At 58.5% G+C, this 260-nt stretch carries 1 protein-coding gene; it reads right to left on the bottom strand.

All coding sequences use genetic code 11. The annotated features are described in order from the left end of the window. On the bottom strand, positions 1 to 260 hold a 260-nt coding region (locus tag SB679_RS24990; RefSeq protein WP_410705001.1), incomplete at both ends, for a biotin/lipoyl-binding protein.

The raw sequence follows: 260 nt of genomic DNA, 5'->3' as shown, positions 1-260 counted from the left end.
CGGCGATCTGCGCTTCGGCACTCGATATCGCGGCCTTGGCGACGCCGATCTGGCCGTTCGATTGATCGAGGGCAATCTGGTAGTCGCGTGGATCGATCTTGACGATGACGGCACCGGCATCGACATGCTGGTTGTCGGAGACGGGAACATCGGCAACATAGCCTGAAATCTTGGCTGCGACCGAGAAACTGCGCGCATCGATGAAGGCGTCATCGGTGCTCTCATAGGGATGGAAATAGACCAGCCAGACGAAGTAGCCG

The sequence above is a fragment of the Chryseobacterium sp. SIMBA_029 genome, assembly GCF_046535275.1.
GTDB lineage: Bacteria > Bacteroidota > Bacteroidia > Flavobacteriales > Weeksellaceae > Chryseobacterium.
The sequence above is the reverse complement of the archived record's forward strand: the minus strand, read 5'-3'. Positions and strand labels throughout refer to the sequence as shown.